Here is a 25,765-nt window from a genome sequence, read left to right on the forward strand (position 1 = left end):
TTTAAATACCTGAAGTGAGTGTGATAAACAGCGGTAACGACAGGATACACAGAACGGAGCTCAACAGCAGCACGGCTTCTGCATCCGGTGACTGCACGCCGAAGCGGTTGCCGAACACCACACCGAAGAAACCGGCAGACAGCGCAATCATCAGGATCGCAGTGATAGCCACAGAGCCATGCAGACCAAAGGCGATAACGATACCCCAGGCGATGAACGGCTGGATCAGCAGTTTGGTGACCGTCGCGATCCCGACCATTGCGTTCAGCTTCAGCTTGCGGGCCGAGAGGATCACACCGGTCAGGAACAGCGCCGCCGCGGTTGCAGAGAGGCCCATAGGCTTGATCGCCGCCAGCAGCAGGTCCGGCATTTTGATTCCGATTGCGGAAAGAATCACCCCGAGCAGCGGGCCCATCACGATAGGTTTTTTCAGTGAACGCCACATCAGTACCGGCAGCATCGCAAGGGTAGAACCGCTGTTTTCGCCCGCGGCCCGCGCTTTCTCACGCTCCAGGATCAGCAGACAGAACGGCGTCATCAGTACCGAACCACAGGCGATAGAGACCGCCACCGACAGCGAGGTGGCAGAGCCTTCGCCCAGCACGCTGCCCAGAATAGGCAGGCCCAGCGCGGCATAGTTTGGCAGGGCCACAGTCAGCGTCAACACGGCGGCATCCTGCGGTGACTTTTTAAAGATGCTGGTGGCGGTAAAGTAGATCGCCGCATAGGTGATCCACATTGCGCCTGTCAGCACCACAATCAGCGGAGACTGGGCAACAATACCCGCCCAGGGGGTCTGCACGGTAGCGCTGAACAGCGCAGCCGGCAGGGCAAAATCCATTACGAAAATATTCAGGAGCGACACATTCTTGTTGTCGACCATTTTGGCTTTACCGGCCCAGAAGCCGAGCAGCATGATGATAAAAATTGGCGCAAGGGCATGAACAATTACATAAGTCATAGATCACCTGTAGATAAAAAAATTAACACTGACGCGATGGTTATAATTTTCTAAAAGCGAGTTGACCGTGGGCGCTATATTGCGCCCGACGGGGACCGCTTTCGGCAGGTCTTTTTTTACGTACTTTGTGCTGCTCGTTACCAGGCGGCGCGCATTTTCTCACGCACCAGCGCAGAGCTACGGCGATTTTCCGCGCCGAGGCGGTTTGTGAGGCCGGGATCTTGACGGGCATCGGCGATGGCTTTTTGCACGGTGATTTCTACCGTTGCCAGATCCGCATCAGAGGGTGCATCCGGATTGCTGAGGGTCAGCAGATCCGACAGCAGGCCCAGGGTGGCGTAGTTACTGACGTCATAAGCCATTGGCGGAATGGTTGCTGCCAGTTTTTCCAGGGCATCAACGGTACGCAGGGTGATACGTGCGGCGGACTCTTTCCCCATCGCATGCACCAGAACGCCTTTATCGTTGATGGCGATCAGGCGGTTAGCCTGATAACCGTGCGCCAGAAACGCGCCGGACATCGCTTTACCGACGATAAGACCGATCACCGGATGGCCCGCCAGACGCGCTTTGGCATAGGCGCCAGCAGCCCCTGCCAGCGCCTGGTGGATCCCGAACGCTTCCTCACGGCGGCCATAGGCCTGGCTGGGAACGTCGATCACCGCCACAATCGGGCGCTTCACATCGCTGTTGGCATCTGCATCGATGGTCTCATTGACCACTTTGGCCAGCGTCCAGCCCTCGAGCAGGCCCACTTCGCCTTTCGCCGCGCGTGGGTAATGGTTGTTGGCGTCGGGTACGACTGCGATAAAGCGGACGTTTTCGCCGTTCAGCGGCGCATCGGCCACCTGAACGGAAGGGCACAGGCCGCTCATGCGCGGGGCGTTCGGGGCCAGTTTTTCCAGCCAGATGGCGGCGCGGTTTTTGGACTGAGTCATCATTTCACCTCCCCGGCGAAAAGCTGTTTGATTTGCGCGGTATCGGCCTGCTGGCGCGTGTCGAAGTTCGACAGGCGAGCCAAGAAATCGGCATATTTATCGCTGCGGTGCTGAGCCGGAACGCCTTTGGCGATGGCCTCGTTCATGGCGGTCTTCACGGCGTTGACGCCATCGCCCACCAGGGCATCCACCAGGCCGCTTTCGTAACGAATTTCGCCGCCGGTCATGCTCCAGATAAACGGACGGTCGCGGGAGTCATACTCTTCAATCCCGGCTTCCTGTTCGATAACCTGCGGGCCGTTCAGGCCAAGCCGCGCTTCGCGGGTGACGATCAGATAGCTGCACAGCGCCGCGGCGATAGACATCCCGCCGAAGCAGCCGACGGTGCCGGTAATAATGCCGACCACCGGGGTATAGCGACGCAGATCGACAATCGCGGCGTGAATATCAGCGATAGCCGCCAGGCCAAGATTGGCTTCCTGTAGGCGCACGCCGCCGGTCTCCAGACTCAGCACAGCCTGCGTCGGGATGCCGTTACGGTTATCTTCGGCAGCCAGCTCCAGCGCCGCCGCCATTTTGGCGCCAGACACTTCGCCCATGCTGCCGCCCTGGAAGGTACCTTCGATGGCAATGACCACAGCGGACTGGCCATTAATGGTGCCGCGAGCAACCACCATACCGTCGTCGGATTGCGGAACCACGCCCTGCGGCGCAAGCCACGGAGACATAATGCCTTCGAACGGATCGAGCAGTTCGCGGTAGCTGCCTTCATCCAGCAGCGCGTGGGCACGCTCACGGGCGCGCAGTTCAATAAAGCTGCGATCGTTACGCATGGCTCACCTCTTCAAATACCTGTTCGATACGAATGCGCGCCACGCCAGGCGTTGCGCCGAAATCGTGGATCACCAGCTTGCCCGCAGGCAGACCGTTGGTCAGATTCAGGCGCTCGAACAGCGCGTTCCAGCGGCGGGTACTGTTATCCACGGAGGTGGTGATATCGATGCTGAGGGCATCTCCAGCGGCGGCGGTGAACAGAACTTCCATATCACCGGAGCCTACAACGCCTGCCAGCGCTTTGCCCTGAAGGGTACGGCTGGCAGGAAATGACAATGTAATGTGTTCCATAACATCCTCTTTAAAATGAGCAAGACGCGGGCTGGCAAACCCTGTCGAGAAACAGCGTGGCGGCGAGCAGATCGGCGGCACCACCGGGGGACGCGTTAAGGGCCAGCATCTGCGAATCCAGACGAGCCAGCGCCTGACGGCCTTTCGCGGTTGCGCTGCCGCCCGCAGCAAGCACGGCGCGGGCACCGCTCTGCATGGTTTCCAGCCCCGGCATGCCGGCACGCGATAGCACGCAGGTGTCGCTGAGCGAGGTCATGATCGCCATCAGCGCGTCAATGCGGGCTTCGCTTTCGCTCGCACCCTGCGCACGACTGCGCAATAGTTGCGGCAGCGCCAGCGTCATCACGTGCGGAAATGCCTGCTGAGCCTCTTCACGCGCGCCGGGCACTCGATACTGATGGGTGGCTTTCAACCCTTTGCTGAAGAGTTTCGGCGCCGCGTTATCGGGCAGACGGGCGAGGAGGGCGGCGGTGTCCGCCATCTGCTGCGCGCTGGCATTGCCGTTCAGCATGGCGGCTGCGCTGACCAACAGGCCGAGCGCCCAGATAGCGCCGCGATGGGTATTAACGCCCCCGGTGGCGGCCATCATCTGCCGTTCACCTTCACGCCCGAGACGACCCACGGTTTCGCGCAGGGCGATGTCGGCAGGACGTTGCCAGCTCTGTCGGGCCAGTTGCAGAAACGTTGGGGTCAGGCTGTGCGCAGAACGCTCCATCAGATCTAAGGACAAATCGTGATGCGCCCCGTTTCCCCGGCTGTCTACCAGACCCGGTTTCGGGCTTAATCGCGCTTCGTCGATCAGGCAGTCGCGGGCAATCGTCGCCAGCAGCTGTGCCTGACCCTCTGACTGAGTCTGTGACAGGAGTTTCATTACCAGCTCCGGAATTTCGCAGGTGGGTTGTACAGACCGTCGGACCACTCAACCAGATCCGCAACGCTGCTGGCTGCCAGCAGGGAACGGGTGGCTTCAGAACGGCGAATGCCGATATCTTCCGGATACACCACTTTGCCGCTCTTACGCAGTTCCGCCACGCGTTTCGCATCAACGCCAAGACCGATATCGGTGATGCCAGCCACTGCGGCAACCATGGCGCGGCGCTCTTCAATACTGTTTGCACGATACAGGTAGGCGATACCTTCTTCGGTCAGAACGTGGGTCACGTCGTCGCCATAAATCATGACCGGTGCCAGCGGCATGCCGGAGGATTTCGCTACCTCAACCGCATCCAGCTGTTCAACGAACGTGGGTTTAACGCCAGCCTGGAAGGTTTCCACCATCTGCACGACCAGTTTTTTACCGCGCTGCATCGGATCGGGCTCGGTGATCATGTTCAGCCATGCCGGGGTGGCGTGACGACGACCATGAGGATCGTGACCCATATTCGGCGCACCGCCGAAGCCGGAAAGACGGCCCCGGGTCACGGTTGAGGAGTTAGCCAGGCCATCCACCTGCAGAGTAGAGCCGATGAACATATCGACCGCGTACTGGCCTGCCAGCTGGCAGAACGCGCGGTTGGAGCGCATGGAGCCGTCGGCACCGGTAAAGAAAATGTCCGGGCGGGCACGGATGTACTCTTCCATCCCCAGTTCGCCACCGAAGCAGTGCACGCTCTCAACCCAGCCGCTTTCAATCGCCGGGATCAGCGTTGGATGCGGATTCAGAGTCCAGTGCTTACAGATTTTGCCTTTCAGGCCGAGCTGTTCGCCGTAAGTGGGCAGCAGCAGTTCGATCGCGGCGGTGTTGAAACCGATACCGTGGTTCAGGGACTGAACCTGATGCTCGGCGTAGATGCCTTTAATCGCCATCATCGCCATCAGGATATGTTCCTGCTTGATCAGGCGCGGATCGCGGGTGAACAGCGGTTCGATAAAGAACGGCTTATCGGCGACGACGACGTAATCAATCCACGAACCCGGAATATCCACGCGAGGCAGATCGCATTCGTCATCGACGATTTCATTAACCTGGGCGATAACAATCCCGTCACGGAAGGCGGCGGCTTCTACCAGGGCCGGGGTGTCTTCGGTACTTGGCCCGGTGTAGAGGTTGCCTTTGCGGTCAGCTTTGTAGCCGGCAATCAGCGCCACATTCGGGCAGAGATCGACGTACAGGCGCGAATAGAGTTCGATATAGGTATGAATAGCACCGATCTCCAGCTGGCCGTCCTGCAAAAGCTGTGAAATGCGCAGACTTTGCGGGCCTGAGAAAGAGAAATCAAGCTTGCGGGCGATACCTTTTTCGAAGATATCCAGATGCTCGCTGCGACCCACGCTTGGCATGATCATATGCAGGTCGTGAATTTTTGCCGGGCTGACTTCTGCAAGCTTGCGGGAGAGGAAATCGGCCTGCTTCTGGTTATTACCTTCCAGCACCACGCGGTCGCCGGGGGCAATCAGTTTTTCCAGGGCGTCTACCAGATCGTCGGTGGGGATGACTTTACCCTGCAACGGAAGGGAAGCGACGCGTCGGGCCTTTTCGCTGCGACGTGTGTTCCAGTTCCGGGCCGGACTTTGGCCAGCATTCATTTTTAACCTCCTGATTCAGCAAATCATTTTTGCCTAAATTTATGCTGCATTAAGTCTGCTCCGTAAGGAGTAGTGCATCAATTAAGCTAAGAAACAGATTGTTAGCCTGAGAGTAATGATTCCGTGTGACATTATGAGGGGGCGATCAAAGCAGGAAGGTAAAGTATGGACTACCTGCGAGGATGAGAAGATTTAACTTGCTTGGGTAGAACGATCGTTCTACCATTAAGTCATGAACAAAAACACGACAAACACCCGGGAAAAAATTCTCGCGACCGCTGAGCAACTCATCTACGAGAACGGGATCCATGCGACCGGTATGGATCTCCTGGTTAAAACCTCAGGCGTGGCGCGGAAAAGTATTTATCACCATTTCGCTAACAAAGACGAAGTGGCGGCTGCGGCGCTGAACGCGCGGGATATTCGCTGGATGGAATGGTTCAGATCTGAGTGCGACAAAGCGGATACGCCGCAGGAACGCATCCTGAATATGTTCACCGTGCTCAAAGGCTGGTTTGAGTCAGAGGGATATCGCGGTTGCGCCTTTATCAATACTGCGGGAGAAGTAGGGGACAGTGCCGATCCGGTGCGCCAGATCGCCAGACTGCATAAACAGAAAATACTGGATTACGCCCTTGAACTGACCGGGCAACTGAATATTGAACACGCCTCAACCCTGGCGAGGCAGTTACTGTTACTGATTGAAGGTGCCATCACCCTGTCACGCGTTATGGGTGATTACCGCGCTGCAGATGATGCCCGAAATATTGCTCAGCTATTACTGAAACAGGTTTCGTAAAACAGACCTGGGTTCCTGGAATAAATACTCAATGAAATATCCAATGATGCTGGAGGCTCCACCATGTCTGATGCACAAATTCGTCCGCCGCTTCCTCCGTTTACTCGTGAATCCGCGATTGAAAAAGTCAGGCTCGCTGAAGATGGATGGAATAGCCGCGACGCGGAAAAAGTTTCGCTGGCTTACTCTCTGGATACCAAATGGCGTAACCGCGCTGAGTTTGCCAATAATCGCGAAGAAGCCAAAGGATTCCTGGAGCGCAAGTGGAAGAAGGAGCTTGATTACCGTCTTATTAAAGAGTTATGGGCGTTTGGGGGCAATCGCATTGCAGTCCGCTACGCCTACGAATGGCACGATGATTCGGGTAACTGGTTCCGCTCTTACGGCAATGAGAACTGGGAGTTCGGGGAGGACGGGCTGATGCAGCGCCGTTTCGCCTGTATCAATGACATGCCTATCAAGGAAAGCGAGCGCAAGTTCCACTGGCCGCTGGGGCGTCGCCCGGACGATCACCCGGGGCTGAGTGATTTGGGGCTGTAAGATTTAGATCTTTACCGTGCTCATGCAAGCACATTATGGCTGCAAGATAAGCCAGTAACTGCTATACTGTATGCATACACAGTATAGGGGGTGCAGAATGGCTGTTGAAACAAAATTTGTCGTCGTAAGAAAAGGTGAAGAGAAAATGACATTTGCCAGTAAGAAAGAGGCTGACGCTCACGACAAACTGCTTGACCTGGCAGAAGCGTTCACCGACTGGCTGTTGCAGAGCGGAATGCAGATGGATGAGACGCAGGCTGAAAATCTTGGGCTGTATCTCGCCGAGCAGAAAGAGGCCGTGCAGCATATTCTGCGTACCAGCAAGCTTCCCGATCTCAATGCCGCAACTGCAACAGAGAAAACAGAGTCTGATGCTGAGGGCAGCAAGAAAATCAGAGCAGTTAAAGCGGCCTGATCGCCTGAACACATCATTACTGAGTCTGATGCCGTGAGCGGGAAACTGCTTGCGGCTTTTTTTGGATGGGTGTTTCAGATGTCCGGAGGAGGGTAAGGCTGTAATCTTCGCCTTATGGCTGTTCCTGAATGACTAGTTCCTCTGTAGTGTCATTTTGTAGACGTCATCATTTTCACGCTTTCCAACACCAATCACAGTTACCGTGATAATTGCGTCTTCGACACGGTAAACCAGTCTGTATCCTGCGCCACGCAGTTTAATTTTGTACTGATCTTTTCGGCCATGTAACTGCGAAGCCGGAACACGAGGGTTTTGAAGCCGTTCCCGGAGCTTCTTTTTGAACTGTTCCTGTATGGTATGTCCCAGTTTTTTCCATTCTTTTAATGCAGATTCGTTAAAGGCAAGCTTATAGGTCATCAATATTGACCTCAATGACCCGTTCATTTGCTCGCTCGTCGATGATACGACCGAGCTCCTCATCCTCAAGAATATCCATAAGCTGAGCATAAAGAGCCGGAGGAACACAGTAGAAAGCGGGTTCATTGCGGTTAAGAATGGCAACAGGAGCACCTTCGCCAGCATTGAAGGTTCCCATTGGGTCTCGTTTAAGTTCGGTGATGCTCGCAGCAGTAGTAGTTAAAATTTGAAATGGCATGATATGTCTCCTGGTTGATGCCTCAATTATAGCGCCTTTAATGGTGCCAATAATAGCGTCCTGAATGGCGTCCTGGTGCGAGGGCGTGATTCTTTATTACAGGAGGGGCTTGGATTGAAAGTTCCAACAGAAAGCTACAACTACAACCTTAGTACGCATAATGTATATTATGTTAAATTGGATGTGAGAGTCACTCAGTCTACCAGCCGCAGCCATTCCCTGCTCTGTCCATCTTGCATTTTCAATCAAGGTGAAATCGAAATCTCCTTTGTTCCAGTATCCCTGCAGAAACGGCTTTTACTTTCCAAAATTTATTTTTAAACAGCGAATAGCACTTCTTGCTCGGTTTACTATAAGTCCGCTTATTATATTTATCCTATCAATAAATCAATGATACCTCAGCGCGTCGACCTGCTCTGCGCTCTGTTTTTTTTAGTGCCTCGGGTGTCACCTCAATTAAGAGATTTGATATGACTATTAAAAAGTTACGCTTCATTTTATTGCTGGCCATTCCTGCTCTGGGCATCGCGTCTGGCGGCTGGTTTTATTTAAACAGTGGCCGTTATGTCGAAACCGATAATGCCTACGTGAAAGCCGACAAAACCGCGATCGGTGCGGAAGTTTCCGGGCGCGTTATTAATGTGGCGGTCAGAGAAAATCAGCACGTCAATAAAGGCGACCTTCTGTTCAGCGTTGATCCCAAACCCTATGAACTGGCCGTCTCGGAGGCCAAATCAGAACTCAATGATACGGTTATCGCGCTAAATACCATCAAATCCCAATACCAGAGCAAACTTGCCAACATCGCGGTATCGAAAAGTCAGCTTGCTTACGCGCAACGTGAAGAAGGACGTTTGCACAGGCTGAACGGTCCGGGATATGTATCTGCTTCCGATATGGATGGTGCTCACCAGAAAGTTTTATTAATGAAGCTCGAAGTTAATATGCTGCAAAAACAGTTGCAGGAAGTGGCAGACAGCTTTGGCGGCGATATTGCCACGCCAGTTGAGCAACATCCGCGTTATAAAAAAGCCCTGGCTGAACTTAATACTGCTAAAAACAACCTTTCCCATGTGAATGAATACGCCCCCTCCTCCGGCAGCATTACCAAAGTGCTGCAAGCCGGGGAATTTGTGCAGAGCGGAACAACGGCAATGCTGTTGGTTTCGGACAGCAATCTCTATGTCGAAGCTAATTTTACCGAAAAAGATCTGGCCCATATCCGTGACAACCAGCTTGCTGATATTAACGTCGACTATGCACCCGGCGTAACCTGGCACGGTAAAGTCATTAGCATCAGCCCGGCAACAGGCGCGGAATACGCAGTGATCCCGGCGGAGAACGCCACCGGCAACTGGGTAAAAGTGACGCAACGTGTACCGGTGCGTATCCGTCTGCAAACCGAATCGGATAAACCGCAGCTTCGGGCTGGTCTGAGCGCCACCATCAAAATTAATACCCTGGCTGATGCCGGTAGCGCTTCCTGAGGAGGGGCTTATGTCTGATGTCATTGCGGCTCCGCTGCCGCAAAAGAAAAGTGCGGACCACCGCATGTTGATTACCTTTTCGGTAATGCTGGCGACAATCATGCAGGCGCTGGATACCACCATTGCCAACGTTGCACTGCCGCATATGCAGGGAGCAATGGGAGCCACGCAGGATCAAACATCCTGGGTTCTCACCTCTTACATTGTGGCGGCCGCCATCACCATGCCTCTGACCGGGTTTGTCTCTGCCCGTGTTGGCCGCAAGCGTCTGTTTGCCTGGTCCGTGGTCGGTTTCACCCTCGCCTCTATGCTCTGCGGCGCGGCGCAGTCTATCGATCAGATTGTCCTTTTTCGTCTGGTGCAGGGAATTTTTGGCGCAAGCCTGGTGCCGCTGTCGCAGTCGGTCATGCTTGATGCCTGGCCAAAAGAAAAACATGGTTCGGCCATGGCGATGTGGGGTATGGGCGTGATGATAGGTCCAATTCTTGGACCTTCACTGGGGGGATGGTTAACCGAGTACTACAGCTGGCGCTGGGTATTCTATATCAACATTCCGTTTGGCGTGCTGGCCTGGCTTGGGATCACCGCCTTCGTCAAAGAAACGGTGATCGACAACAAGCGTAAGTTTGACCTGTTGGGCTTCTTTTTGCTCAGCGTGACGATTGGCAGCTTGCAGCTATTTCTCGACCGTGGTGAGTCGAAAGAGTGGTTCTCAAGCGGTGAAATTATTATTGAAGCCGCTCTCGCGGGCGCGGCACTGTACCTGTTTATCGCGCATATTTTCACCTCGAAAAAACCTTTTATTGAACCAGGGATTTTCCGCGATAAAAATTTCGTTGTCGGACTGCTGTTCAGTTTTGGTATGGGCACCATTCTGCTGGCAACAATGGCGCTGATGCCGCCGCTTTTGCAGGGTTTTATGCACTATCCAGTGATTGATGTCGGTCTGCTGATGACGCCACGCGGGTTCGGCACCATGTTCAGTATGATGATTGTCGGACGTATCGCCGGCAAAGTGGATTTACGTTATGTTATTGCCGCAGGCGTGGTGATCATGGCTATTTCACTCTGGCAGATGACGCATTTCAGTATGTGGATGAGTCAATGGGATATTATCAGTAGCGGTGTGGTACAAGGTATTGGTATGGGGCTGACGTTCGTGCCGCTCTCCACCCTCAGCTTTTCAACGCTGGCACCAAAATATCGTACCGAAGGGACCTCTCTCTATTCGTTAATACGCAATATTGGGAGCAGTATTGGCATCTCTGCAGTCACCACTTATTTAGCGCAACAGAGTCAGCGTAATCACAGCATTTTTGCTGAATTTATTAATCCCTTTAATAAGGCCCTGCATGAGAATATTCACCACGGAGCCTACAGTCTGCATAGCGCATCCGGGCTAATAGCAATTAATGGGGAAGTTACGCGTCAGGCGACAGTGCTGGCTTATTATCAGGATTTCCGCCTGATGATGTTCTTATGTTTATTACTCTTACCCCTGGTGCTGCTCTTTTCCAAACCGACACGTGTGGAAGAACCGATTCTGGAATAATGCGTTCTCCCGCCTGCTCTGCTAAGAAAAATTTATTTTTAAATGAATTTGCGTTTAGGTCTTCACAATGAGTTTGTTAGCATTTCCGCTGTTTTTTATTCGCGGCAAATAAAGCCGTTTTAGAAAAAGGGAAAAGTAGGCATGATCAATAAAAAAAATATTGTGGCAGTCACCGTCTGTACGTTAATGATGACCAGTGCAAGTGCGCTGGCTGCTCTTCCGTCAGGTAACAGTGATAATGGCATGAATACGAATCCGGGCTCTGATACAGGTACTCAGGGCACCGGCGGCGTGGTCCATTTCACCGGAAAAATTACTGACGCATCCTGCAACGTCAGCACGGATACCGCGGGTCAGACTGTGGATTTGGGCACATGGGCCGCCTCTTACTTTGCAACCCAAAAAGAGACCACCCGTACCCCTTTCCATATTTCGGTGGAGGGATGCCCTGACTCGGTCAAATCCGTTGCCGTTCTGTTCGATGGTACAAAAGACGCTACCGATAATGCGCTGCTGGGCCTGAATTCCGCCGTAGACAGCGACGGAAATACGGCAACAGGCGTGGCCGTTAAGCTGTACGAAAGCGATCGTAATACTCAGATTAAAATTGGCGATGTCTCCAAAAGCGTCACTCTCGCCGAAGGCGAAGACTCTACAACCCTCAATTTTTACGCAAACTACAATGCCACCGCTGACAACGTCACCACCGGTGAAGCAGATGCAGATGCGAACTTCCTGATGGTTTATAACTAATTTGTCAAATAAGCAGAAAATATTCTGCTTATTTAATTCTCAGCGGAAATCAACATGGATAATAAAACATTAGCAATACTGTTTTTGTCATTGGGCTATTCCCTTTCAGCACATGCCGGTGTCGTCATGGGCGGAACGCGTGTTGTTTATCCTCAAGGGCAACGGGAAGTTGCCTTTTCAATTACCAATATGGAAAAAGAGACTCCCTATTTAATCCAGTCCTGGATAGAAAACTTTAGCAGCACCGATAAATCAGCCCCTCCGTTTGTTGTCACGCCAACCTTATTTCGTCTTGATGCTGAGCAAAAAAATACGCTGCGGATCAGCTATCTGGGCACCCCTTTGCCTTCTGACCGTGAGTCCGTTTTTTGGCTCAATGTCAAAAACATTGCGCCAACCAGGAAAGCAAACAGCAATAAACTGCAGATAAACGTCAAATCGAAATTCAAACTCTTTTTCCGTCCATCTGGCTTAAAAGGTGATGCCGCTCTGGCCTATAAGCAGCTGAAATTTACCTGCTCCGGTAACAGATTGACCGTGAAAAATCCTTCGCCATGGTTCGTCTCCTTTTATCGGGTCAAGGTGGGTAATACAGAATTAAACGATCCTGGTATGGTGGATCCGTTTGCCGAGCGTAGCTGGAATACAACCTGTGCGGGAGCCATTAGCTGGCAAGCGATCAACGATTTTGGTGGGCTGACCCGCCTGGCCACCCAGTCCTGAAATGCGTCTGGCAACGAATCGTTTTTATAACGGTACCAGGCCAATCTCTGTTAATGAAAACCTCCCCCCTAAACAGCGTCGACCGATTCAGCCTGGTTATTTTCACCGGCGCGCTAACCCTAAGTTGTGGCCTGCGACAGGCACAGGCAGATGACTATTTCGATCCTCATGCATTAGAGATCACCTCCGGGCAGCAGCAAACAAGTGACCTGAGCTGGTTTTCCCGGCAAGGCGGGCAAAAGCCCGGGCGCTACAAAGTTTCTGTTTTCGTTAACCAGACCCAGGTCGATGAACGCGAGCTGGAATTTATCCAGCAGGATGCACAGCTGGTACCGGTTCTGGATGCTGGCTACCTTTCCCGGCTGGGTGTGAACACCGGGGCATTTCCGGCGTTTCAGGCCCTGCATAAAGGCGATACCTTTTCCGACCCCGGAAAATTCATACCCGATGCGGCAGTCAAGTTCGATTTCGCCGCCCACCGTCTGGACTTCAGCATTCCGCAGGCGGCAATGCGGCAAAAAAACCGGGGTTTTATCCCGCCTGAACAGTGGGATGAAGGGATCCCCGCGGCCTTTGTCGATTACAACCTGACGGGATCGACAACCAATATCAACGACATTCACGACAGTGACAGTTTTCTGAGCCTCCGTTCCGGTTTTAACCTTGGCCCGTGGCGCGTCCGCAATGCCTCCTCGGTTGAATACGGCGCTGGTCATCACTGGCAAACGCAGGGTACGTCGGTCAAACGGGCAATTAAACGCTGGAAAAGCGAACTGATGCTGGGGGATGGATACACCTCCGGCGACGTCTTCGACAGTTTTCAATTCACCGGGATGCAGCTTGCCTCTGATGAAAATATGCTCCCCGACAGCGAGCGCGGTTTTGCGCCGACCATCCGTGGCATTGCCCATAGCAATGCCCGCATCACCGTTCGTCAGCATGGTTACATCATCTATGAAACCTACGTTGCGCCCGGCGCGTTCGTCATTAACGACCTGTTCCCGACCGCCCAGAGTGGCGACCTCGACATCACGATCCGCGAAAGTGACGGTAGCGAGCGAAACTTCACCCAGCCGTGGTCTGCTGTGCCCTTTATGCTGCGTGAAGGACGCGTCAAATTCAGCGCCAGTGCCGGTAAATTTACCCGCCCGGATACGGATGGCGAGACGCCAGCCTTTATCCAGGCATCTGCTTTCTATGGCTTGCCTTCAAGCCTCACGCTTTATGGCGGCGCGCAGTTATCCAACCACTATCAGGCGCTGGCCATTGGCGTCGGCAAGGATTTTGGCCAACTGGGGGCATTGGGTATCGATACCCTTGCTGCCCGCGCACAGCTCACCGACAACAAAAAAGGTCACGGTCAGCAGCTGCGCGCCCAGTACCATAAAAATTTTGCCACGACGGATACTTCCCTCGATCTGTCCAGTAACCACTACACAACCCGCGATTTTTACAGCTTTAGCGAAGCGAATAATTATCGGGATCCCGACCAGCACATTGAAAACCGCCGTCACCGGACAGAGTTCAGCCTGACGCAGGATTTTGGTGGCTGGGGCAACATCAGCGCATCGTTTTATCGACAGAAATACTGGGACTCTTCTGCCGTAGATCAGACCGTGCACGTGGGATATTACGCCAACTATAAGGGCATCTCCTGGAGCCTGGGCTACTACCTCACACGCTCAAGTTCAGATGACAGCGACAACGAGCGTTCGGTCAACCTGAGCGTGAGCGTTCCGCTAAGCCGCTGGTTGCCTGGCGGCACCACCAGTTACAGTCTCAACAACAATCTGAATGGCCACACCACGCAACAGGTTTCCCTGTACGGAACGGCGCTTTCACAGGATCAGCTCAGCTACAACATCCAGCAAGGTTTTGATAATCAGGCCCATGTTGCCAACAGCAATCTGGCGCTGGCCTGGCATGGCGGTTCGGGCAGCGCCAGCATCGGTTACAGCCACGATCGCTATAACGATCGTCTTAACTACGGTGCGGCCGGTGGCATTGTGGCGACGCAATATGGCGTGACGCTGAGCCAAAGCCTTGGCGACACCATTGGCCTGATCCGCGCAGAAGGCGCACCTGACGTGCAGATTGAAGGGGCTACCAATGTTCATACCGATTCCCGCGGCTACGCCGTCATGCCCACACTCTCGGCGTACCACAAGAATACGCTTTCACTGGATACCGAAACGCTGGCGGATGAGGTTGATCTTGAACAAAACAGTCAGACGGTCGTTCCTACCAGCGGCGCGGTGGTTCTGGCGAATTACCACACCCATGTTGGAGTAAGAACCCTGATTACGCTCACCTGGCAGGGGCGTCCCCTCCCGTTCGGTGCCAACGCCTTTGTCTCCGGCGCTGAAAACGCGACATCCAGTAAAGGGATTGTGGGTGATGGCGGACAAGTCTATCTGAGCGGCGTACCCCTGCGCGGTGTGCTGCATGCCAGCTGGCGCCAGCAGGGGCAGACAGTCCGTTGTTCGACTCCCATCACCTTGCCTGCAGCAACAGAATTCAGTCCCGTCAGGCTGCTGGTGGAAAAATGCGATTAAAGAAAGAGGATGATGTGAAAAAAATGACAACGCTATTTCGGGTAATAACAGTCCTGGCAGGCTGCATTATGTCTTTTCCCTTTCAGGCCGTTGCAGCACAGAGCTGTCCACCCACAATGAACGATGCGATTATCAACTTCCAGAATTACTCCATTACGGATAACCCGTCACTTTCCCCGGGCTCAATGCTGTCTGGTGCGATTCTGGGGCAGGAGAATCGCTCATTTTATAACTGCGCTGAAGGCACGGGCCCGGTCACAATGCGTTTTGTCGCAGACAGCGGCTTAACCGTCTCTGGCGTGAGTGGCGTGGCGCCTAACGGGACGGGCGCACCGGCATCGGTTTATGACGTTCCCGATATTCCCGGCGTAGGGTTTGCCGTGGGCGTCAGGGAGACCACCCACTGCGCGGGCCAGCCCGTACACTACATCGCGGCGGGTGATGACAGCGTGGCGGTATGTAACACCAGTGATCCTTCGCAAATGGCCACCCAGTTCTTCGTTGTGTTCTACAAAACCGCGCCGGAGATTATCTACGAACAGCCAAACAGTGGACAAATCAGGGCGGGAAAGCTGATTCTCGAAGATGCCAGTGGTGCGGTGATATCCGAGGCGGGTGTGACTGTAGAAGTGGCGGCAACGGACCTGAAAGTGCATAAATCGAGTTGTTACATCACTGATGCCAACATTAGCGTGAACATGGGGCAGACCAGCGTCAGCGATCTTAATAACGGCATCGATGGGGAAAAACATCGCTTCACGATCCCCCTTTCCTGCGAAGCGTCGCAAACCAACGCCGTGAAGATAGGCTTTTTTGGGCCCACGGAAAAAGACGGGGCAAATAATGATGTCTTTACCCTGAGCCAGCAAGACGGGGCGGCCACCGGCGCGGGGATCCGCCTCCTGTACGGTGACAGCTATGGCTCCGCACAGGGTAAGCCCGTCCCGCTTAACAGTACCGGTGTCGAAGCCTTTGCCAACAGTGCTAACCAGACGCAGTTCAGTCTGAATTATGATGCCCAGTATGTTCGCACGGCTCCGCAGGCGACCGCCGGGCAAGCCGACAGTCTTGCGACCTTTAGCCTGATTTATAACTGAGAAACAAGACCCTGAGGGAGCTACCTTCGGGTCTGTTTCGGTTCGTCACCGTACGTCCCGACACACCTGAAGCACTTTCTCTCTCAGCCAGCGATGCCCCGGATCCTTTTCCATTCTCGGATGCCACATCTGCGACACCGTTATGCTCCGGGTTTTAAAGGGCAGTTCGAACACATGCAGTTGCTCCGTCATCTGCTGATTGAGCAAATACAGCGCCGGCACCATGGCGATAAAATCGGATGCCAGTGCCACGGATAATGCCGTAGGAAAACCCGGTACCACGCTCGCCACTTTTCGCGTCAGGCCTGACTCCGCCAGCGCATCATCCACAAAACCGTGTAACGATCCGTCGGGCGCGGCCACCACATGACCCCAGGCGACATACTCCTTCACGCCGATTTCCGGTAATGATGCCAGCGGATGCGTCTTACGCACTGCGCCAACGAACCTGTCCTGAAAAAGCCGTTGCAGACGAATTTCAGGTCCCATATTGCTCTGAACGCCAATTTCCAGATCAACGAGCCCCTCCCGCAGATAGCGTGACGTTTTTTCAGGCTTCGGCGCAAAGCGGAGACAGACGTCCGGCGCGGCCTCAGCCACGGCGGCAATCAGCGCCGGGCCAAACGCGACGACAAATCCATCATTGGCTCTGATGGTAAAAAGCCGCGCCAGTTTCTCCACCTGCAATGTCTCCATTGACGGCTGCAGCACCGCCCTCGCCTCCTGCACCGCATTTCTGACGCGCTCCCGGGAGGCTTCCGCCCAGGGCGTCAGCACCATATTACGTCCGGCCCGCACCAGGAGCGGATCGCCCGTCACTTCTCTCAGGCGGCTGAGCGTGCGGCTCATGGCGGATGTACTCAGGTTTAAGCGGCGCGCGGCCCCCGCAACGCTGGCTTCTGCCAGCAGGATGTCGAGTGCGACCAGCAGGTTAAAATCGGGATCGGACATGATGAACCTCAGATAAGGCGTTACGTGCAATGATTAAGTGTAAACCATGCGTCTTCCGCCTTATATATCCCGCGCTTATAGTTTCGTCATCAAAACCGACTTCAGGAGTGCAGATGATGACGCTATTTTCATACCAACCCGGTGATGACGGGCTGCCAGGCCGGGAGCGCGCCCGGGTAATGTTCGCCGTAATGATGACCACATTGATGGGCGTTTTCGATGGCACCATGATTAACATTGCTCTGCCATCTATGGCACAGGCAATGCATGTGCCCGCAAGTTACGCGGTCTGGTTCGCCAACGGTTATCTGCTTGCCGCCGCCATGACGCTGATGATTTTCGCCTCGCTCGCCACCCTCTACGGCACCCGTCCTATTTTTCTGGCCGGACTCGCCACCTTTACGCTGACATCGCTGGGTTGTGCGCTGGCAACAACCCCGGAAATGCTCACCGGGATGCGTGTCTTGCAGGGGATCGGCGGCGCGGCCACGTTGAGTATTGCCCCGGCGATCCTGCGTTCCGTCTTTCCGGGCCGGCTGCTCGGTCGCGTGCTGGGCCTGCACGCCCTGCTGATTGCCTCCAGTACCGCCGTTGCGCCCGTGCTGGGCGGCGCAATACTGGATATTCTGAGCTGGCAGTGGTTGTTTGCAATTAACATCATTCCCGGAAGCGTCGCGCTGCTGCTGGCTGGCAAGGCATTACCCGGAAAATCAACGTCCGAAAAAGCGGCGTTCGACGCGCCCGGCGCGGTGCTCTCGGCGGTGCTTTTAGGTTCAATGATTATGGCGGCGAACAGTCTTCATCTCGTGGCTGTCTGCTGGGGGCTTGTCGCGCTGGTCAGCACGGTTCTGTTTATCTGGCATATCCGCCGTGCCCGGGCACCGTTACTGCCCCCCGCCATTTTCAGCAACGGGCGTTTTACCCTCGCGGCATTGACCTCGTTGGCCTCGTTTATCAGCCAGGGAATTACCTTTATCGCCCTGCCTTTCCTGTTCCAGAGCGTATATGGCTACAGCCCTGTCGTTTCCGCACTGCTTTTTATCCCGTGGCCACTCGGCATCGTGCTGATCGCGCCTCATGCAGGCCGCTGGGCGGACACGATTTCTGCGCCGCTGATCTCAACCATCGGGCTGGCTATTTTTGTCGTGGGGTTGATCCTGCTGGCGATGCTGCCCGCCGCGCCTTCTGCCTGGGATATCTGCCTGCGCAGTCTGGTGTGCGGCATCGGATTTGGTTGCTTTCAGAGCCCTAACAACCGGGAAATGCTGTCGAATGTTTCTCGCGAGCACGCCAGCTATGCCTCCGGGGTGTTGTCTGTTGCTCGGACGTTCGGGCAGTGTCTGGGTGCCGCCGTTGTGGGGATTTTGCTGACCATCATAACGCCCGAAACCGGCCAGACGTTGAATGAACGTGCCGTCCATTTTGCGCTGTGGGTGGCGGTGGCGACGTCTGTCGCGTCGGTGGTGTGTAGCCTGAGTCGACTGCGCAAAACGCAGGCAGCCGTTAATTATCTCAACTAGACTTCTTAGCGGCTGTACGTCTTCACCTGAATGCAGCCCACTTCACTCAGGTTCTTTCACTCCCCGAGAGGTCTACCATGTCATTTGTCACCACCAAAGATGATGTCAGTATCTTCTATAAAGATTGGGGTCCCAAAGATGCACAACCTATCTTCTTCCACCACGGCTGGCCATTAAGCGCGGACGACTGGGATAACCAGCTGTTATTCTTTTTAGCTGAAGGCTTCCGCGTTATCGCCACCGACCGTCGCGGTCATGGTCGTTCAAGCCAGGTCAGCGACGGGCACGATATGGACCATTACGCCGCCGATGTTTCGGCCGTCGTTGAACATCTGGATTTACACAATGTGGTGCATGTCGGCCATTCCACCGGCGGCGGGCAGGTTGCGCGCTATGTGGCGAAATACGGACAACCGCAGGGTCGCGTGGCGAAAGCGGTGTTGATCAGCGCCGTACCGCCTTTGATGGTGAAAACACCGGATAATCCGGGCGGTACGCCGCTTGAGGTGTTTGACGGATTCCGTCAAGCGCTGGCCGCCAACCGGGCGCAATTTTACCTCGATGTGGCGACCGGCCCGTTCTACGGTTTTAACCGAACCGGAGCTGAAATATCGCAGGGAACCATCCAGAACTGGTGGCGACAGGGGATGATTGGCAGCGCGAAAGCGCACTATGAAGGTATTAAAGCGTTTTCAGAAACGGATCAGACTGAAGATCTGAAAGCGATTACCGTGCCGGTGCTTATTTTGCAGGGCGATGACGATCAGGTGGTGCCGTATAAGAACGCCAGCCTGCTTCAGGATGAGCTCATCAGCAACAGCACGCTTAAGGTCTATCCGGGCTATCCGCACGGGATGCACACCACGCACCCTGATACCATCAACAAAGACTTACTGGAATTTATTCGCAGCTGACAACCTGAAACGGGTGGTCTGTGCCACCCGCTCCGGGAACTTACAGCGAGGCTTTCAACCGCAGGACCGCTTCCTTCAGATTCTCATCCGTGACGCTGACATAAGACATGCGCAGCGTGGCGTGATCCGGCTCGTTGCAGTAGAAGAACTCACCTGGCACATAGACCACACCGTTGTTGAGCGTCTTTTTCAGCCACTCGGTGGTGTTCATCTCGTATTTAAATTTCGCCCACAGGAACATGCCGCCCATCGGCTTGTGGAACGTCAGATGTTCGCCCAGCTCGCTTTCCACTGCCTGACAGAGGATCTCGCATTTATGTTTATAGGCGTCGCGGATCAACGCGATTTGCCCCGCCAGACGGCCGGTCGTCAGATAGTGGTAAGTGAGCGATTGCGACAAGGTGCTGGTGTGCAGATCGGTGGCCTGCTTCAGAATGACAACCTGACGTTTCACCCAGTCCGGCAGCACTAACCAGCCTACCCTTGCGCCCGGCGCGAGGATTTTTGAAAACGTCGAGGTGTAAATCACGTTATCGCTGCAGCCCATTTCCGCCGCCCAGGCTTTTAATGGGGTGAAGGTTTTGTCGGTAAAATTGATTTCGCCGTAGGGATCGTCTTCGATAATGACGAAATCGTAACGCTGCGCTAATTCCACTAACTGCTTGCGACGCGGCTCTGCCAGGGTCACGCCGCCAGGGTTGCCAAACGTCGGGACGATATAAACAGCTTTGATCGGCGTGGTCTTAACCAGCGCTTCGAGCTCATCGACGATCATCCCTTCGCCGTCGGTACCCACCGACATCAGGTTAGCTTCCGCTAACTGCAGAACCTGTAGGGCCGCGAGATAGGTTGGACGTTCGACGACCACAATATCGCCCGGATTAATCAGCGCCCGCGCCAGAATATCCAGCGACTGCTGTGAGCCGGAGGTGACGACCACCTCGTCAATACCGCAGCGAATCCCCCGGCCGCTCAGCAGCTGGCATATTTCCCCGCGCAGCTCCGGGCTACCCTCGCTCAGGCCGTACTGGAAAGCGTCTTTCCAGGTGCTGGAGAGCACTTTTTCCATTGCCATTTCCAGCCCTTCGCGATCGAAAAGATCCGGGTTAGGAATGCCCCCACCGAGTGAAATCACCCCTTCCATCTTGCTGTGTTTTAATAGTTCTCTGATCGCTGATGACTGGAGGTTTTGTACTTTGTGGGCAATTTTGTTGTGCGACATCTTTTATTATCCTGGTTTGTTGTATCCCAGTTTAAGTATCACATGTCGGCGGCTTTGATAATCACTTTCTGCGGCAGAAAAACGAGGAATAACAATTGAAGAGGCCGGAGCACGACGGCTCCGGCAGAAGGATCAGAATTCGATACGGGCGCCGAAGTTATAGCGGCGGCCTTCCAGCATCGAAGACTGGTTATAGGAGGTGCGGTAAATCGGGTTAGCATCGAACAGGTTATAGATCCCGGTCATCAGCGTAACGTTCTTGTTCAGGTGATAACGCGCCCCCAGATCGACCAGCGCGTAGGCTTCGGTTTCGCTGGATTTGCCGATGTCCGGCGAGGTGCTGCGCCAGCTCGCTTTGGTCCAAAGTTCGAGGTCGTTCACCGCGTTCCAGGTCAGAGAGACGTTGGCCATGCTTTCCGGGAAATCGCTCAGGGCATAGCCTTTGTAGTCGCCGCTTTTCTGCTCGCTGTGGGTATAGGTATAGTTCGCGTTGGCTCTTAACGATGACGTTACCTGCCAGTCGCCGTTCAGCTCCAGACCGTAGATCTCAGCGTCGCTGACGTTGGCGTACTGGAAGACGGAGTCCGCGACGTAACCGTTATAAGTACACGTCTGCGTGTCTGATGCGGTACAAATCACGCGGTCGCTGATTTTGTCCTTGAATTTGGTGTAGAAGATGGTCGCATCCAGCGCCAGCGCGTCCTGCTGCCAGTACAGGCCCAGCTCGGTGTTGACGCTCTCTTCCGGTTTCAGATCATCATTACCGATGCCGATCTCAGAATAAGGGTAAGCGCCATACACGCTGGTGAAGCCTTCGTTATTCTGGCGCAGATCCGGTTTCTTATACCCGGCCGACACGCCGCCCTTCAGCGCCCAGCTCTCATCAATGGTCCAGTTGCCGTAGATCTTAGGCGTGACGTGATAACCGAAATAGCTGTCATGATCGAGACGCGCCGAGGTGGTCAGGGTGAAGTCCGGCACAATCATCCACGCGTCTTCAGCAAATACCGCCCAGCCATTACGCGAAATCTCGCTCACCGGCGTGACGCCCGGCGCTTCTTTATCCTTAATGCCGAACTCATCATCCAGTTCGTTGCGGGTAAAGTTCACGCCCAGCGTCAGCTTGTGGTCGCCCAGGGTAAAGATGTTGGCGCTGTTCGCTTCGTAGTTCTTCTGGGTAATAAACTGCGAGGACATCCCCGGCACGCGGTACTCGGTCTTCGCTTTCTCGTAGCTGACGAAGTTCTTCACTTCCAGTATGTCGCCGTACCAGGCATGTTGTGACAGCGAAGCCGCGTCGCGGTCAAAGCCCCAGTACCACTGCTTATCGTTATGCGTCTTCTCCTGATTGCCTTTGGTGGCGTTCAGATCCCAAAGCTGGGTGTCGGTTGGCGACATGGAGATCGTCGCATCCAGATTGCCGGACTGATGCTTCACAAAACGCTCATCGTTGATGCTGTCATCGTCACGGCGATCGAGATAATCCGCGGCCAGGCTCACCCCAAGTTTACCGGGGATCACCGGGCCCATCACAAAGGCATTGGTCTGGTTGGTGTTGCCGTACTCGCTCTTCTCCTGCAGGAAGTAATTATCCTCCAGGACGCCGGTCCACTTCTCCAGGTTATAGGCTTTTTTGGTGATGACGTTGACCACGCCGCCGATGGAGTCAGACCCATAGAGCGAGGACATTGGCCCGCGGATCACTTCGATCCGCTCGATGGCGGCCAGCGGCGGCATAAAGGCCGCTTCGGTGCCGATATGGTGGCCGTACGGACGGGATTCACGGGTGGCCTGTTTGATGCCGTTCACCATGTATGAGGTATAGGTGGAGTCCATCCCGCGCATCTGGACATCGCCCGTCGCCAGGCTGCCGTGGCCGTTGCCCACCAGGACGCCCGGCATCTCGCGCAGGGCTTCCGTGACGTTCTGGTTCGAGCGGGTGTTCAGCTCCTTTTCATTTACCACGGAGATGGTTGCGGGTGCTTCGCGACGTTCCTGGCTGAAGCCGGTCGCGGTGACGACCAGCTCATCTTCGTTAACGGCGGTAGTTTCTGCGGCGAAAACGGCCGCAGGAAGGTTAGCCAGGGCGAGCGAAACCGCCACGGCCATGCGTGTTTGCTTTATCACAACAGGATCCTCAGAACTTAGTTAAATCAATCTTGAGCACGTAGTCAGCCTGGTTGGCTTTCTCATCCTGCTTGACGCTGGCATAGAGCGTGCTGGCATCGGCAGACAGCACCAGGCTGTTTGGCATCGCCGTGGTTTTAATGGTGTGTTTCAGGCGATTGCTGGTCGCGTCGATTACGCTAATCTGGCGATCGTTACGGTGAGTGACGTAGACCTCTTCCCGCGCCGGGTTGTACAGCACGGCAACGGAGTTTGGGGTCGGAACGCGATGGAGCAGCTTGCCGGAGTCGAGTTGCACAACCAGCACGTCTTTGGTGTTGGTGTCGGCGATATAGCCTACGCCCCTGGCGGTGTTCAGCGCGATGTTGAGGAAATAATGTTCCGGATCGGCGGGATCGACTTTCACGCGATTAAGCAACTGCGACGTTTTGCCATCGAGGGTGATCAGTTCGCCGCTGCCGGAGACGACATAGACTTTGTCGCCCGCTTCATCTACCGCAAAACCGACCGGCTCCAGTTTTTGCAGGGTCTGGGCAAGCTCCTGCTTCTGCGTATCCACCACCCAGAGCAGGCCTTTATCCTTACGCCCTATCCCGGAGACGTACAGACGCTGATGCTTCTTATCCAGTACCACTTCACGCACGTGGGCTCTCTTTTCCGGATCGGAATTGTCGCTCAGCTGAAGGGTTTTGATGGCTTTGTCGGTGCGCGTATCGAGCAGCGTCACTGACCCTTCCAGCGCGTTGCCGAGATAGAGAATATGGTTTTCTTCATCCAGCGCGACGGCAAACGTGCGACGCTCCATGGGGATTTTCGCGTCAATTTGCAGTGACTGCGCCGCCAGCTTAAAGACTAACCCGTCCGTTTTGTCTTTATCGAATGAAGGCGCGGAGGCAGCGTAAAGCGCCTGCTGGCCTTTGTCCCAGGCCAGTTCGTAGACGCCATGCCCAAGCGGCTGGGAGACGAAATCCTTTTCGGTGAAGGTTTCGGCGAATACTGACCCCGAGTGCATCGCCAGGGAAATGACGAGCGCGCACAGGGTTTTGTTCATTACGGCAGAGGCTTTAATCATGTTATTTTTCTTTACAGTTGCTTACGTAAAGAAAAATGATAATGAAAATAACTATCATTAACAATTGCAAACGGGCGTAACTTCCCTACCAATTTTTGTACTGATCTACTCCATTCGCCCTATTTTTGCCGCCTGGCTTGCCAGACCGCGGAAAATCGCCCCACTTATCTGCTCCGGGAAATTCGCAGGTAGTTCCGCCGTAACGGTCGCTATGACGTCGTCGGTGCGGCTGGCCATCTCTTTCATCAGTTTTAGCGCGGACTCCTGCGAATACCCCGCGTGCGCAGCGGTACTGATAAAGTGGCGCGGCTGGATCGTCGCGAAATGGTATTGCCGGTTTTTGCCCTGTAAAGCCATGGCCATCTTCGCTTTTTTAGCCGGGATACTCCCCGCTTCAAACAGCGGAAATGCCGAAATCACATCGTATAAAGGGGTCATGCGAAACGAGGAGTCCGCTTCGATAAACAGGCTGAAATTCTTACCGTGACCATCTATTGCAGCCAGCATCCAGAACAGGATCTGCGTTTTAAAGAACATCTCACGATCCTGTCCGGCAAGGCGGGAGCCGAGCAGCAGCTTCATGGCGTCGGCGATGCCGGGACCGCCGTGGGATTCATATTTCAGTGCCGGAGAGACGCCCAGCGCCTGACAAAAATCCTCCTGCGGCAGACGCATCAGCCAGCCGCTGCGGGCCCAACGGCGATCGAAGCGCTCAATAATCAGCACCTTTTTGCCACTAAAGGTCGCCATTTCGGCCTGTGCAACGGGGAATCCAAAGGCTTTCGCTATCCGCAGGCAAAGCCACTCGTTTTCACAGCTCTCGCTAAGATCGATATTGTTCTGCTCTATCCTGCCGATCGGCAGCTTGAAAATATGGCTGGTTGGGGTACTGCCCTGGGGCCGCTGCCAGCGATCCTGATACCACAGCAGCGCTGTTTTCTCCTGCGCGCCGGCCAGCGAGATGCGGAAATCGGCCTCCTCTTCGCTCATGCCGAGCGGCGCCATCTGGTAGCCCTCAAGCAACGCCGCAATCTGCGCATCATCCAGCGGTTCGGCGACAATATCCGTCACCGACGGAATCTCCAGCCCCGGTGGATAGAGCTGAATGGCACCGACGCAGTCTCGTCCGACGCTGGCAAGCAGATCAAAAGGATGCGCCGTTTCGACCTGGAAGCGGGCCTGCATGCGGGCAATGATGGCCTCTGAATCTGGCAACAGGTTGCTGAAAAAATTGAAGACCTGCTTTCCTCGGATCCTGCCATGCTGTAGCGGCAGAGACAGCGAGATAGCACGCGCGCCCGGCTCTGCCAGCCACCCGGGGGCATACTCAAAGGACATCGCACCGCTGCCATCACGATGCAGCGTGCCCACCACGTCGCCGTTCATGGCAACCGTCAGACGTTGTGCGCGCATCGCTTACCACTCCTTCGTCCATGTAGTGTTATCGGGCAGCGAAGAGCCTCTTTTCACCACATGCAGCTCCAGATCCAGCGCCGAGAGGATTTTAAACAGCGTCTCCAGTTTGGTGGATTCCGGTTTGTTCTCGAAATCCGATACCGTGGTTTGTTTAATGCCTACCTGTTCAGCCGTCTCAGATTGCGTTAACTTATTGACCTTACGCTGATCCCGGACAGCCTGAGCCAGCGCGCCAGCTGATGTCACCTTCATGCCTACCCCCATAGCGGATATTCTAAGAAAATCCCCTGTAGGGGATAAAACAAGAATAACCCCTATAGCGGTTAAATTCAATTTATCCTCTATGACGGATAGAATAACGGTTATGCCCTTTCTACTCTGTTAAGCGATGTACTCTGGCACGATGTTGATGTCAGG

Annotated in this window: 25 protein-coding genes; 11 read left to right on the plus strand and 14 right to left on the minus strand. The window is 54.7% G+C overall.

The features are described from left to right. Position 1: 1 nt before the first annotated feature. The 6 genes from ACOYA6_RS06690 to mdcA all read right to left on the minus strand — a co-directional run bounded on the left by ACOYA6_RS06690 (position 2) and on the right by mdcA (position 5,550). Positions 2-961 (minus strand): AEC family transporter, encoded by a 960-nt coding sequence (locus ACOYA6_RS06690; RefSeq protein ID WP_422654315.1) that lies wholly within the window; start codon positions 959-961, stop codon positions 2-4. 137 nt (positions 962-1,098) lie between these two features. Further along, positions 1,099-1,899: a biotin-independent malonate decarboxylase subunit gamma gene (gene mdcE, locus ACOYA6_RS06695; protein WP_138368934.1), complete on the minus strand. Its 801-nt coding sequence runs from the start codon at positions 1,897-1,899 to the stop codon at positions 1,099-1,101. Next, a complete protein-coding gene (locus ACOYA6_RS06700; RefSeq protein ID WP_039028784.1) occupies positions 1,899-2,732 on the minus strand; it encodes a biotin-independent malonate decarboxylase subunit beta in 834 nt (277 codons plus the stop codon). Before ACOYA6_RS06700 ends, mdcE begins: the two co-directional genes overlap by 1 nt. Then, a complete protein-coding gene (gene mdcC / locus ACOYA6_RS06705; protein ID WP_039028783.1) occupies positions 2,725-3,024 on the minus strand; it encodes a malonate decarboxylase acyl carrier protein in 300 nt (99 codons plus the stop codon). The genes ACOYA6_RS06700 and mdcC overlap by 8 nt, the downstream gene beginning before the upstream one ends. Positions 3,025-3,034: 10 nt before the next feature. Beyond that, a complete protein-coding gene (locus tag ACOYA6_RS06710) occupies positions 3,035-3,895 on the minus strand; it encodes a triphosphoribosyl-dephospho-CoA synthase (RefSeq protein ID WP_422654316.1) in 861 nt (286 codons plus the stop codon). Next, on the minus strand, positions 3,895-5,550 hold the full coding sequence (gene mdcA, locus ACOYA6_RS06715; RefSeq protein ID WP_039028781.1) for a malonate decarboxylase subunit alpha: 1,656 nt from the start codon (positions 5,548-5,550) through the stop codon (positions 3,895-3,897). The genes ACOYA6_RS06710 and mdcA overlap by 1 nt, the downstream gene beginning before the upstream one ends. A gap of 232 nt (positions 5,551-5,782) precedes the next feature. Between mdcA and ACOYA6_RS06720 the strand changes: the two genes are divergently transcribed. The 3 genes from ACOYA6_RS06720 to ACOYA6_RS06730 all read left to right on the plus strand — a co-directional run bounded on the left by ACOYA6_RS06720 (position 5,783) and on the right by ACOYA6_RS06730 (position 7,304). Then, positions 5,783-6,349 (plus strand): TetR/AcrR family transcriptional regulator, encoded by a 567-nt coding sequence (locus ACOYA6_RS06720; protein ID WP_422654317.1) that lies wholly within the window; start codon positions 5,783-5,785, stop codon positions 6,347-6,349. Positions 6,350-6,412: 63 nt separating this feature from the next. Continuing rightward, positions 6,413-6,889 carry a nuclear transport factor 2 family protein gene (locus tag ACOYA6_RS06725; protein WP_422654318.1) on the plus strand — a complete coding sequence of 159 codons (477 nt, stop codon included), beginning with the start codon at positions 6,413-6,415 and terminating at the stop codon, positions 6,887-6,889. Between the two features lie 97 nt (positions 6,890-6,986). Then, positions 6,987-7,304: a YebG family protein gene (locus ACOYA6_RS06730; RefSeq protein ID WP_422654319.1), complete on the plus strand. Its 318-nt coding sequence runs from the start codon at positions 6,987-6,989 to the stop codon at positions 7,302-7,304. 132 nt (positions 7,305-7,436) lie between these two features. Here ACOYA6_RS06730 and ACOYA6_RS06735 read toward each other — a convergent pair whose 3' ends face one another. Further along, positions 7,437-7,721 carry a type II toxin-antitoxin system RelE family toxin gene (locus ACOYA6_RS06735; RefSeq protein ID WP_422654320.1) on the minus strand — a complete coding sequence of 95 codons (285 nt, stop codon included), beginning with the start codon at positions 7,719-7,721 and terminating at the stop codon, positions 7,437-7,439. Then, positions 7,711-7,959, minus strand: a complete 249-nt coding sequence (locus ACOYA6_RS06740; RefSeq protein WP_139565073.1) for a type II toxin-antitoxin system Phd/YefM family antitoxin — start codon at positions 7,957-7,959, stop codon at positions 7,711-7,713. The genes ACOYA6_RS06735 and ACOYA6_RS06740 overlap by 11 nt, the downstream gene beginning before the upstream one ends. A gap of 470 nt (positions 7,960-8,429) precedes the next feature. Here ACOYA6_RS06740 and ACOYA6_RS06745 point away from each other — a divergent pair, with 470 nt between their 5' ends. The 6 genes from ACOYA6_RS06745 to ACOYA6_RS06770 all read left to right on the plus strand — a co-directional run bounded on the left by ACOYA6_RS06745 (position 8,430) and on the right by ACOYA6_RS06770 (position 16,126). Next, positions 8,430-9,446, plus strand: a complete 1,017-nt coding sequence (locus ACOYA6_RS06745) for an HlyD family secretion protein (protein ID WP_422654321.1) — start codon at positions 8,430-8,432, stop codon at positions 9,444-9,446. Between the two features lie 10 nt (positions 9,447-9,456). Further along, positions 9,457-10,998 carry a DHA2 family efflux MFS transporter permease subunit gene (locus ACOYA6_RS06750; protein WP_422654322.1) on the plus strand — a complete coding sequence of 514 codons (1,542 nt, stop codon included), beginning with the start codon at positions 9,457-9,459 and terminating at the stop codon, positions 10,996-10,998. Positions 10,999-11,139: 141 nt separating this feature from the next. Continuing rightward, positions 11,140-11,751 (plus strand): fimbrial protein, encoded by a 612-nt coding sequence (locus tag ACOYA6_RS06755; RefSeq protein WP_422654323.1) that lies wholly within the window; start codon positions 11,140-11,142, stop codon positions 11,749-11,751. Positions 11,752-11,805: 54 nt separating this feature from the next. After that, positions 11,806-12,474: a fimbrial biogenesis chaperone gene (locus ACOYA6_RS06760; protein ID WP_422654324.1), complete on the plus strand. Its 669-nt coding sequence runs from the start codon at positions 11,806-11,808 to the stop codon at positions 12,472-12,474. A 53-nt stretch (positions 12,475-12,527) separates the two neighbouring features. Further along, positions 12,528-15,029, plus strand: a complete 2,502-nt coding sequence (locus tag ACOYA6_RS06765; protein ID WP_422654325.1) for a fimbria/pilus outer membrane usher protein — start codon at positions 12,528-12,530, stop codon at positions 15,027-15,029. A 68-nt stretch (positions 15,030-15,097) separates the two neighbouring features. Beyond that, positions 15,098-16,126 carry a fimbrial protein gene (locus ACOYA6_RS06770; protein ID WP_422654326.1) on the plus strand — a complete coding sequence of 343 codons (1,029 nt, stop codon included), beginning with the start codon at positions 15,098-15,100 and terminating at the stop codon, positions 16,124-16,126. Positions 16,127-16,171: 45 nt separating this feature from the next. On the opposite strand, the gene ACOYA6_RS06775 is transcribed toward ACOYA6_RS06770, so the two are convergent. Next, on the minus strand, positions 16,172-17,077 hold the full coding sequence (locus ACOYA6_RS06775) for a LysR family transcriptional regulator (protein WP_039028771.1): 906 nt from the start codon (positions 17,075-17,077) through the stop codon (positions 16,172-16,174). A gap of 116 nt (positions 17,078-17,193) precedes the next feature. Here ACOYA6_RS06775 and ACOYA6_RS06780 point away from each other — a divergent pair, with 116 nt between their 5' ends. Together ACOYA6_RS06780 and ACOYA6_RS06785 are read left to right on the plus strand one after the other, a co-directional pair. Further along, on the plus strand, positions 17,194-18,597 hold the full coding sequence (locus ACOYA6_RS06780; RefSeq protein WP_422654511.1) for an MFS transporter: 1,404 nt from the start codon (positions 17,194-17,196) through the stop codon (positions 18,595-18,597). 77 nt (positions 18,598-18,674) lie between these two features. After that, the gene (locus ACOYA6_RS06785; protein WP_138368945.1) at positions 18,675-19,511 is read left to right on the plus strand and encodes an alpha/beta fold hydrolase; all 837 of its coding nucleotides are present in this window, start codon (positions 18,675-18,677) and stop codon (positions 19,509-19,511) included. 40 nt (positions 19,512-19,551) lie between these two features. Here the strand turns inward: ACOYA6_RS06785 and ACOYA6_RS06790 are convergent, their stop codons facing one another. From ACOYA6_RS06790 to ACOYA6_RS06810, 5 genes are all read right to left on the minus strand, one after another. Continuing rightward, on the minus strand, positions 19,552-20,733 hold the full coding sequence (locus ACOYA6_RS06790) for an aminotransferase-like domain-containing protein (protein WP_138368946.1): 1,182 nt from the start codon (positions 20,731-20,733) through the stop codon (positions 19,552-19,554). Positions 20,734-20,865: 132 nt separating this feature from the next. Next, on the minus strand, positions 20,866-22,860 hold the full coding sequence (locus tag ACOYA6_RS06795; protein WP_223074037.1) for a TonB-dependent receptor domain-containing protein: 1,995 nt from the start codon (positions 22,858-22,860) through the stop codon (positions 20,866-20,868). A gap of 10 nt (positions 22,861-22,870) precedes the next feature. Then, positions 22,871-23,932 (minus strand): 7-bladed beta-propeller protein YncE, encoded by a 1,062-nt coding sequence (gene yncE / locus ACOYA6_RS06800; RefSeq protein ID WP_422654327.1) that lies wholly within the window; start codon positions 23,930-23,932, stop codon positions 22,871-22,873. Positions 23,933-24,037: 105 nt separating this feature from the next. Further along, positions 24,038-25,345: a type II toxin-antitoxin system HipA family toxin gene (locus tag ACOYA6_RS06805; protein WP_422654328.1), complete on the minus strand. Its 1,308-nt coding sequence runs from the start codon at positions 25,343-25,345 to the stop codon at positions 24,038-24,040. A gap of 3 nt (positions 25,346-25,348) precedes the next feature. Next, entirely contained in the window at positions 25,349-25,600 is a 252-nt protein-coding gene (locus ACOYA6_RS06810) for a helix-turn-helix domain-containing protein (protein WP_138368950.1), read from the minus strand. Positions 25,601-25,765 lie beyond the last annotated feature (165 nt).

The organism is Leclercia barmai (assembly GCF_049312895.1).
GTDB lineage: Bacteria > Pseudomonadota > Gammaproteobacteria > Enterobacterales > Enterobacteriaceae > Enterobacter > Enterobacter barmai.

What these genes read in the sequence shown, in the direction of transcription:
- ACOYA6_RS06775 (WP_039028771.1), bottom strand. Translation starts at nt 17,077, where the DNA reads ATGTCCGATCCCGATTTTAACCTGCTGGTCGCACTCGACATCCTGCTG.
- ACOYA6_RS06770 (WP_422654326.1), top strand. Translation starts at nt 15,098, where the DNA reads ATGTCTTTTCCCTTTCAGGCCGTTGCAGCACAGAGCTGTCCACCCACA.
- ACOYA6_RS06745 (WP_422654321.1), top strand. Translation starts at nt 8,430, where the DNA reads ATGACTATTAAAAAGTTACGCTTCATTTTATTGCTGGCCATTCCTGCT.
- ACOYA6_RS06690 (WP_422654315.1), bottom strand. Translation starts at nt 961, where the DNA reads ATGACTTATGTAATTGTTCATGCCCTTGCGCCAATTTTTATCATCATG.
- mdcC (WP_039028783.1), bottom strand. Translation starts at nt 3,024, where the DNA reads ATGGAACACATTACATTGTCATTTCCTGCCAGCCGTACCCTTCAGGGC.
- ACOYA6_RS06740 (WP_139565073.1), bottom strand. Translation starts at nt 7,959, where the DNA reads ATGCCATTTCAAATTTTAACTACTACTGCTGCGAGCATCACCGAACTT.
- mdcA (WP_039028781.1), bottom strand. Translation starts at nt 5,550, where the DNA reads ATGAATGCTGGCCAAAGTCCGGCCCGGAACTGGAACACACGTCGCAGC.
- ACOYA6_RS06760 (WP_422654324.1), top strand. Translation starts at nt 11,806, where the DNA reads ATGGATAATAAAACATTAGCAATACTGTTTTTGTCATTGGGCTATTCC.
- mdcE (WP_138368934.1), bottom strand. Translation starts at nt 1,899, where the DNA reads ATGACTCAGTCCAAAAACCGCGCCGCCATCTGGCTGGAAAAACTGGCC.
- ACOYA6_RS06725 (WP_422654318.1), top strand. Translation starts at nt 6,413, where the DNA reads ATGTCTGATGCACAAATTCGTCCGCCGCTTCCTCCGTTTACTCGTGAA.
- ACOYA6_RS06785 (WP_138368945.1), top strand. Translation starts at nt 18,675, where the DNA reads ATGTCATTTGTCACCACCAAAGATGATGTCAGTATCTTCTATAAAGAT.
- ACOYA6_RS06755 (WP_422654323.1), top strand. Translation starts at nt 11,140, where the DNA reads ATGATCAATAAAAAAAATATTGTGGCAGTCACCGTCTGTACGTTAATG.
- ACOYA6_RS06750 (WP_422654322.1), top strand. Translation starts at nt 9,457, where the DNA reads ATGTCTGATGTCATTGCGGCTCCGCTGCCGCAAAAGAAAAGTGCGGAC.
- ACOYA6_RS06735 (WP_422654320.1), bottom strand. Translation starts at nt 7,721, where the DNA reads ATGACCTATAAGCTTGCCTTTAACGAATCTGCATTAAAAGAATGGAAA.
- ACOYA6_RS06720 (WP_422654317.1), top strand. Translation starts at nt 5,783, where the DNA reads ATGAACAAAAACACGACAAACACCCGGGAAAAAATTCTCGCGACCGCT.
- ACOYA6_RS06810 (WP_138368950.1), bottom strand. Translation starts at nt 25,600, where the DNA reads ATGAAGGTGACATCAGCTGGCGCGCTGGCTCAGGCTGTCCGGGATCAG.
- ACOYA6_RS06805 (WP_422654328.1), bottom strand. Translation starts at nt 25,345, where the DNA reads ATGCGCGCACAACGTCTGACGGTTGCCATGAACGGCGACGTGGTGGGC.
- ACOYA6_RS06700 (WP_039028784.1), bottom strand. Translation starts at nt 2,732, where the DNA reads ATGCGTAACGATCGCAGCTTTATTGAACTGCGCGCCCGTGAGCGTGCC.
- ACOYA6_RS06780 (WP_422654511.1), top strand. Translation starts at nt 17,194, where the DNA reads ATGACGCTATTTTCATACCAACCCGGTGATGACGGGCTGCCAGGCCGG.
- ACOYA6_RS06790 (WP_138368946.1), bottom strand. Translation starts at nt 20,733, where the DNA reads ATGTCGCACAACAAAATTGCCCACAAAGTACAAAACCTCCAGTCATCA.
- ACOYA6_RS06765 (WP_422654325.1), top strand. Translation starts at nt 12,528, where the DNA reads ATGAAAACCTCCCCCCTAAACAGCGTCGACCGATTCAGCCTGGTTATT.
- ACOYA6_RS06730 (WP_422654319.1), top strand. Translation starts at nt 6,987, where the DNA reads ATGGCTGTTGAAACAAAATTTGTCGTCGTAAGAAAAGGTGAAGAGAAA.
- yncE (WP_422654327.1), bottom strand. Translation starts at nt 23,932, where the DNA reads ATGATTAAAGCCTCTGCCGTAATGAACAAAACCCTGTGCGCGCTCGTC.
- ACOYA6_RS06710 (WP_422654316.1), bottom strand. Translation starts at nt 3,895, where the DNA reads ATGAAACTCCTGTCACAGACTCAGTCAGAGGGTCAGGCACAGCTGCTG.